Annotated in this window: 10 protein-coding genes; 6 read left to right on the forward strand and 4 right to left on the reverse strand. The window is 34.9% G+C overall.

From position 1 onward, the window contains the following. Positions 1-489, forward strand: a 489-nt coding sequence (locus WFK35_RS18790; protein WP_336733844.1) for an aminotransferase class III-fold pyridoxal phosphate-dependent enzyme, incomplete at its 5' end; no start/stop codon positions are given. Positions 490-495: 6 nt separating this feature from the next. Here WFK35_RS18790 and WFK35_RS18795 read toward each other — a convergent pair. Next, a complete protein-coding gene (locus WFK35_RS18795) occupies positions 496-816 on the reverse strand; it encodes a winged helix-turn-helix transcriptional regulator (protein WP_336733845.1) in 321 nt (106 codons plus the stop codon). A gap of 93 nt (positions 817-909) precedes the next feature. On the opposite strand from WFK35_RS18795, the gene WFK35_RS18800 reads away from it, so the two are divergent. The 3 genes from WFK35_RS18800 to WFK35_RS18810 all read left to right on the forward strand — a co-directional run bounded on the left by WFK35_RS18800 (position 910) and on the right by WFK35_RS18810 (position 3,089). Next, positions 910-1,677: an MBL fold metallo-hydrolase gene (locus WFK35_RS18800; protein ID WP_336733846.1), complete on the forward strand. Its 768-nt coding sequence runs from the start codon at positions 910-912 to the stop codon at positions 1,675-1,677. A gap of 58 nt (positions 1,678-1,735) precedes the next feature. Further along, positions 1,736-2,272, forward strand: coding sequence for a GNAT family N-acetyltransferase (locus tag WFK35_RS18805; protein ID WP_336733847.1), 537 nt, complete (start codon positions 1,736-1,738; stop codon positions 2,270-2,272). Positions 2,273-2,381: 109 nt separating this feature from the next. Then, entirely contained in the window at positions 2,382-3,089 is a 708-nt protein-coding gene (locus WFK35_RS18810; RefSeq protein WP_336733848.1) for a DUF421 domain-containing protein, read from the forward strand. A 180-nt stretch (positions 3,090-3,269) separates the two neighbouring features. On the opposite strand, the gene WFK35_RS18815 is transcribed toward WFK35_RS18810, so the two are convergent. After that, positions 3,270-4,121 (reverse strand): helix-turn-helix domain-containing protein, encoded by an 852-nt coding sequence (locus tag WFK35_RS18815; RefSeq protein ID WP_336733849.1) that lies wholly within the window; start codon positions 4,119-4,121, stop codon positions 3,270-3,272. Positions 4,122-4,641: 520 nt separating this feature from the next. Between WFK35_RS18815 and WFK35_RS18820 the strand changes: the two genes are divergently transcribed. Both WFK35_RS18820 and WFK35_RS18825 read left to right on the forward strand, forming a co-directional pair. Next, positions 4,642-5,175: a carboxymuconolactone decarboxylase family protein gene (locus tag WFK35_RS18820; RefSeq protein ID WP_336733850.1), complete on the forward strand. Its 534-nt coding sequence runs from the start codon at positions 4,642-4,644 to the stop codon at positions 5,173-5,175. A 149-nt stretch (positions 5,176-5,324) separates the two neighbouring features. After that, on the forward strand, positions 5,325-6,245 hold the full coding sequence (locus WFK35_RS18825; protein ID WP_336688939.1) for a DUF3078 domain-containing protein: 921 nt from the start codon (positions 5,325-5,327) through the stop codon (positions 6,243-6,245). A gap of 87 nt (positions 6,246-6,332) precedes the next feature. Here WFK35_RS18825 and WFK35_RS18830 read toward each other — a convergent pair whose 3' ends face one another. Next, a complete protein-coding gene (locus WFK35_RS18830) occupies positions 6,333-7,148 on the reverse strand; it encodes a ferritin-like domain-containing protein (protein ID WP_235130767.1) in 816 nt (271 codons plus the stop codon). A 24-nt stretch (positions 7,149-7,172) separates the two neighbouring features. Then, the coding region (locus tag WFK35_RS18835) for a ferritin-like domain-containing protein (RefSeq protein WP_336733851.1) at positions 7,173-7,529 on the reverse strand (357 nt) is incomplete at its 5' end.

The raw sequence follows: 7,529 nt of genomic DNA on the forward strand, positions 1-7,529 counted from the left end.
TCAAAAGGACTTACAGGCGGAACAATGCCGATGGGAATTACAACTTCTTCACAAGAGATTTTCGACGCGTTTTTGTCGGATGACAAATATAAGACCTTGTTTCATGGTCATTCTTTCACGGCAAATCCTTTAGCGTGTACAGCTGCTTTGGCAAGTATGGAATTGCTTTTGAAAGAAGAAACGCTGGAAAAAATCAATGTAATCAGTCAGAAACATTTCAATTTTTCTCAGGTTTTAAAAAATCATCCGAAAGTTGAAAATGTGAGACAGACCGGAACGATTATCGCCTGGGAAATTAAAAATGATGAAAAAACGTCCTATTTTAACGAAATAGGTAAGGTTTTGTATCGTGAATTTTTAAAAAGAGGAATCATCATGCGTCCTTTGGGAAATGTGATGTATCTCGTTCCGCCTTACTGCATTACGCCTGAAGAACTGGATTTTGTGTATGGGAATATTCTTGAAGTTTTGGATGGCTTCAATAATTAATTGATTTTAAACTCTTTGATGTTCGTTTCCCCATTGGTGAAGTTCATCGAGGATAGGACCAAGTTTTTTGGCTCTTTCCGTTAATTTATAATATACTTCCGGAGGAAAATTATAGACTTCAACCCGTTGAATGATATGATCTTCCTCCATTTGTTTGAGCTGTTCTGCCAGAACTTTTTTAGAAACTTTAGGCATTTTTCGCCATAATTCCACAAAACGGACTTCTTTTTCCTCAAAAAGATTCGATAAAATAAGTGGTTTCCACTTTCCGGAGATCATGTCCAGCGTTTTTCTCAGTCCGCAGTTTTTAAATTCTTCAAATGTCATACGTTACAAAATTGTATATAGTGCACCTTTTGGTAACCATCGATTATTTAATTTCACTTAAATAATAGCTTTGCAGATACAAAATTAAAGAAAATGAAATTACAATTATGGCGAAATGCAACGTTGCTTTTAAATATTGATGAATTGAACATTTTAATTGATCCGATGTTAGGTGAAAAAGGTTCTTTGGGACAATTTCCGATGGTAGGCAATGAATTATTGAATCCGTTAATTGATCTATCTTTCACTGAAGAAGAACTGCAGGAAAAATTAAAAACGATTGATGCGGTAGCCGTTACACATCTTCATCCCGATCATTGGGATCCGAAAGCGATTGAGCTTTTAGATAAAAACGTACCCATTATTTGTCCTGAAATCATTTCCGAACAGATTTCTGAAGCAGGATTTAAAAATGTGATTGCTTTTAACGATACAATACAGTTTAAAAATATTGAAATTTCTTTAACGGACGGACATCATGGAACAGGGGAAATTGAAGAACAAATGGGTGTAGTTCATGGGTTTGTCTTTAAAAATGCTGAGCAGTCTGTTTATATTGTCGGCGACAGTATTTGGTGTGAAGAAGTGGAACAAGCAATTAAAAAACATCAGCCGGAACACATTGTTGTTGCAGGAGGAGCCGCAACTTTTGTCGTGGGAGATCCGATTGTGATGACGAGTCATGATATTGTAAAAGTCTGTGAATCTGCGCCGAATTCAAAAATCTGGGTAACACATCTTGAAAGTGTAAGTCATGCAAAAGAAGACAGAAAATTTATTAAAGAAAAAATTAAGGAGAATGGTTTGGAAGAAAGATGTTTTGTATTGAATGACGGTGAAGAAGCTGAATTAGGTGCTTAAATCTCTTGCTTAAAGATTTGAGATTAAATCTTAATTTAGCCGGATCAAATTATAAAAGATGTATTTAGAAACAGAAAGATTACTGATTCGGGATATTATTTTAGACGATAAACAGGCAGTTTTTAATTATCGTTCTGATGCGGAAGCGAATAAATTTCAGAGCTGGATTCCTGAAACATTGGAAGATGTTGAACAGTTTATTGAAAGAAATAATAAAGAATTCAATCAGCCGGAAAGCTGGTATCAGGTTTTAATTACAGAAAAAGATACAAAAGCTGTGATCGGCGATATCGGAATTCATTTTTTTGGTTCTGAAAATTTGCAGGCAGAGTTAGGAATTACTTTAAATAAGGACTTTCAAGGAAGAGGGTATGCTTCTGAAGCGTTAAAAGGAGTAATTAATTTTCTTTTCAGTGATCTGAAAAAACACAGGATCATGGCTTCCATAGATCCGGAAAATATTGATTCTCTTAAACTTATGGAACGCATTGGTTTTAGAAAAGAAGGTCATTTTGTGAAAAGTTTATTCTGGAAAAACAACTGGACAGATGATGTAATCTACGCTTTGCTCCGCGAAGAATGGATTAAAGAATAAGAGAAAAAGCCGTTTCAACAGAGGCGGCTTTTATTTTCAGTACAAACGTTCATGATGCATTTTTCTTTTGCTTGGCGTATTTTTTGAACCTTGCAAAAATAAATTTTATATGCTATCCATATTTCTGTTACAATTAGACTGGAAAGAGCTTTTAATGGGGCACGAAGAATGGTCTTTTATTCTGGAAATTATTCTCCGCACCGCCATTATGTTCATTACCATTATCATAGGATTAAGAGTTTTGGGAAAGAGGGGAGTAAAGCAGCTTTCAATTTTCGAACTGGTGGTTATTATCGGATTGGGTTCTGCGGCAGGAGATACGATGTTTAATAAAGATGTCGGAATTGTTTCATCATTCATTGTTTTTGCCGTAATTATTCTTCTGTACACCATTGTAACCTATTTTATCGCAAAAAATAAGAAACTCGAACAGCTTATTGAAGGAAAATCCATCTGCCTGATCGAAAACGGTGAATTTTCCATTGAAAATTTTAAGAAAGAAAATCTGGGGAGTGATGAATTTTTTGCCGAATTAAGGTTAAAAGGAATTTCCCAACTTGGGCAGATTGAAAGTGCCATTGAAGAAATTTCCGGAGAAATCAGTGTGTTTTATTTCGAAGAGGAAAGGGTAAAGTACGGACTTCCGATTATGCCGGATTCTCTGGATCATTCTGTGAAAACGATTGTTCATCAGGGATTTTATTCCTGCACATTCTGCGGATATACGGAAGAAAAAAACAAAGGTATGGCTGGAAACTGCATCAAATGTAAAAAAGACGAATGGGTGGCTTCAAGCAATAAAAAACGCGTTACCTGATAAAAACAAAAAAGACTCCTTAGAAAGGAGCCTAAAAAAACACAAATGATGAAAAAAAATTATTTCGATTCACAAATATAATTAAAAAATGATTTTCGAACCTAATATTTTCAGAAAAAAAATAACATATTTTTTTCATGATGTCAATAGATAAAACTAATTGGTTTAAAATCATCTTTTTTATTTCTTTACAGGCTTTTTCTTCTTAAATGAAACAGGTGTATTTCCTGAAAGTCTCTTGAAAAAATTACTGAAATACGACACGTCTTCAAACCCCAGTTCATAGGTAATTTCCTTTACAGATTTATCGGTAAACAGCAAAAGTCTCTTTGCTTCAAGAAAGATTCTCTGCTGTATTACAGACGACGGACTCTGGCTGTTGTACAATCTGAATAGGTTGGATAAAGTCTTTGGCGATTTATGAAGCTGATCGGCATAAAATTTTACAGAATGCTGAGTTTTGTAGTTCTTTTCCACCAAAAGATTAAAACTTCTGATGATATCCAGCTTTACTTCGGGAAGTTCTTCCTTTAAAAACTGCTTTTTTCCAAGTCTTGTAATAATAATAATGAGTCTTTTAATCAGCATTCTGATCATATCCTCCTGAATTCCGTCGATTTCCTGAAACTCCTCAATGAAAATGCTTTGTAAAAATGATAATTTTTCATGATCTTTTTCGTCAACAGCAATAAACATGATGTCGGCTGAACCGTAAAACAGAAATCCGACACAGCTTACTTCTTCATCATGCGTTTCAATACAGTAAAAATCCCTGTTAAACTGCCATGCAACGATTCGGGAGGAATCTTCAAACTGAAAAGACTGGTTAACCATGAGACAAAGAACGGTTCCTGAGGTAAAAATATATTCAATCCCATCGATTATTACTTTTTGGTCTTCGCCTTTGTTCCAGGCAATGGTAAGCAGCTTTTTCTCCCGGTCTTTCCCGTAAAAATCCCGGTCGAATAATTCCGGATGTACAAAAAGCCGACATTCGGAGCCGGTCTGTTTATTATTTAAAGAATAAATCATTAAGTCTGTTTAAACTTCTTATGTAACCGCAAAAGTAGCAAAAGATAAACTAAACTTTTATTTAAAGTTGGTGATTATAAATGAAAAGCTTACAATAGTTTTTAAAAATCTTTGATTTTTATTCTTTTGAGCACTTGGATTATTCTGGAAATTTCCTTTATCAAGCTTGTTTAAACTTTTTTACCGCAAAAGAAGCAAAAAATTTAAACACTTTAGTTTCTTAAGTTTAGTTTAATAGTTAAATGGAAAAAAAAGTGCACCTAAGTTTTAAAAAATCAAAGATTTTTTCTCTTTGCTGACTTTTGAAATACTTTACATAAATCCACTAAAGTCTTTTGTGTCTCTTTTGCGGTTAAATTTAAAATTAGTTTAAACATTAAAATTTCATTTTAATTCAGAAAAACTTTTAAAAAAGTCAGAAAGGGAAAAAATCTAAATCTTTCGGGAAATTCTGCTATGGAATTGCCTTTCCTGAAACCGCAACTTTGCAGTGTAAAATTAATTAAACAAATTAAAAACAATGAAAAATTTTGAAGTTCCTCAAAAAGAACAAGTATCAGCAGCAAATCAGGCAATTTTTGAAAATTTAGAAAAAGGAATTGGCTTTGTACCCAATTTGTATGCGACTTTTGCCCATTCGGAAAATGCCCTTTCAACGTATATTGCATTACAAAGCTCTAAAACTTCCTTAAAAGCGAAGGAGAAAGAAGTGGTAAATCTTGTGGTAAGCCAGTTTAATAACTGTTTATACTGTCTAAGTGCTCATACAGCCATTGCTAAAATGAATGGTTTCACTGATGAACAGATTATTGAGATAAGAAAAGCAGATGTTTCATTTGACTCGAAATTGGATGCATTGGCGAAGGTAGTACAATCTGTTGCTGAAAATAAAGGAGCGATTTCTGATGAAATAAAAGAAAACTTTTTTAAAGAAGGGTATACAAAAGGAAGTCTCGTAGATGTCATTGTTTTAACAGGCGATAAAATAATAACCAATTATCTTTTTGCAGCCACTGAAGTTCCCATCGACTGGCCTTTGGCAAAAGCAATTTAATTCACATTATTTTTTTTAAAACTGTTCCTTATTGCGAACAGTTTTTTTTGTATAATGATGTAAAATAATTTCAGATAAATTCATTTAAGTTCAAAATTTTTAATAAATCATTAAATTTTATTTTTAATTTTAAACTAAAATATAAACCTATGAAAAGAAAATTACTTCCGTTTATCGTTTTACTAGGGATTCATTTATCTGCTCAGGAAAAAAGCGAAGCTGCTGTTTCGGATACTGCAAAAGTATGGAGCATTCAGGGGCAGAATACCTTAATGCTCAATCAGGCAGCTTTTTCCAACTGGGTTGGAGGAGGAGCCAATAATGTGGGGTGGCTTGCCGGACTGAACTATAATCTTACGTACGAAAAAGGAAAAGACCTGTGGGAAAATATTATTATTCTCGGATACGGACAAAATAATACAAAAGGAGTCGGCACAAGAAAAACTCAGGATGTCATTAATCTTTCAACCAATTACGGAAGAGAATTTGCAAAAAACTGGTATATTTCTGCAGGAGCCAGTTTACAAACACAGTTTGCACCGGGTTATGCAGACGGAAATAATCCTGATGCAGCGAAAATTTCAAATTTCATGGCTCCGGGTTATCTTAATATGGGAGCCGGAGTTACTTACAGACCCAATGATAATTTTACGGCTACAATACGTCCTGCGAATGCAAGATGGACTTTTGTACTGGATAAAGATCTTCAGTATAAAGGAATTTATGGGTTAAAGAATGACGGCGATTCATCTTTATTTCAATTCGGTTTTTTGGGAACAGCTATGTACAAGCTGAAGATCATGGATAATATCACCCTGATTAATACAGGTTCTGTTTTTTCCAATTATCTGGATCATCCGGAAAGACTCGTGCTTGCCTACAGCGGAATTTTAAATATGAAAATTAATAAGTTCATTTCTACCAATGTTACTCTGGACTTATTGTATGATCATAACCAGATTGCCAAAACACAGCTAAAACAAACTTTAGGAGTTGGTTTTGCCTATAATGTTGATAATGGCAGAAAACGTTCTGACAATAAAGAAAATCAGACATGGATGAAAAAATAATTAACAGTTTTTTTTAATATTTTCAAAATCCCTTTCCGGAATGTTCGGAAAGGGATTAAACAGCTAAAAATTTAAGGTAAAAACTCCTCAGACAATGAATAATGATGCAATTGCCTGGGCATCACTTCCACTTAAAATTTCGTCATAGGCAGCAGAACCTGCAGCAGCTCCAAAAGCTGTAGCGGTATTAAAGCCTGCCTGATTTGTATTGCCTTCTCCTGCGTAAACAGGGTTGGTTGCAGAAGGCATATTTCCTCCGTCTGCCAATTCTATCCATCCTTTATTCGCTCTCATTCTTCTCACCTGTGAAGCGTGTCTCGCTTCTACCGAGTGAATCTGTAATGCAGCCTGAAGAACAGTTTTGTTAGACATTACGTTTCCTGCCTGTCCTTTATACGCTCTTACTCCTGTATCTTCAAAAGCCTGCGCTAAAACCAAGAACTGATTGTAATCTGTAAAAGGTGAAAAACTTCCGTTCGCCGTAAAATCGAAAGTTGGTTTAGCTCCCGGAGTTACTCCTAAAGAAGTTAAAGTATTTTTCAGAAAGGTTACGTGTGCAGATTCATGTTTTGCGATCTGCATAAATACTACACGGTCTGCACTTGGAATTAGGGATGATGCCGCCAATCCTAATGCATAATATTCATTTTCAAGATATTCCAGAACCAAAGCTAATTGTAATGCATCCGTTAAAGCACTTTTAAAGAATGTTGCATTTTTTGCAGTATCTGTGGTTTCAGCTTTTGCAGGAGTCGTCATTAAAGCTCCTAATCCAAAAGGAACTGCAGCAATAGCTGCTTTTTTCCCGAAAGATGAAATATTGGTAAGTGTTTCTAATCTTGATGTTTCTGTAGTGAAGAATTTATCATCAGAAAGCTTATCTAGTAATTTAAGAATATTCATAATGTAATTTTTTGAAGTGAATAATTAACCGATTCCCTGTTCTTTCCAAGTGAAAGGTGTTTTGAAAAATCCTCCCGCTGCAGATACAACTTCTTTTGGTTCCTTTGCAAGATCCAGTCCGTTAGCATCAATCACATCATCACCGGAGAAAGCCGCAGTTCCGGGATTGATAAGGTTTCTTATCGCTGAAGCGTGTCTTGCTTCTACGGAAACAATTTTACCTGCAATTACTAGATAATCTGCATTGGTAATGTATTTTCCTGCTCCGTTGTACGCTGCAACTCCTGTGTCTTCCAATGCTTTTGCAGTAGCCAGTACAGAATTTCTGTCGTTAAAATTTACATTTGGATATTGAAATTCCAGAGTAGGCAGGACGTTGGA

Source organism: Chryseobacterium sp. VD8, assembly GCF_037149975.1.
Classification (GTDB): Bacteria; Bacteroidota; Bacteroidia; order Flavobacteriales; family Weeksellaceae; genus Chryseobacterium; species Chryseobacterium indicum.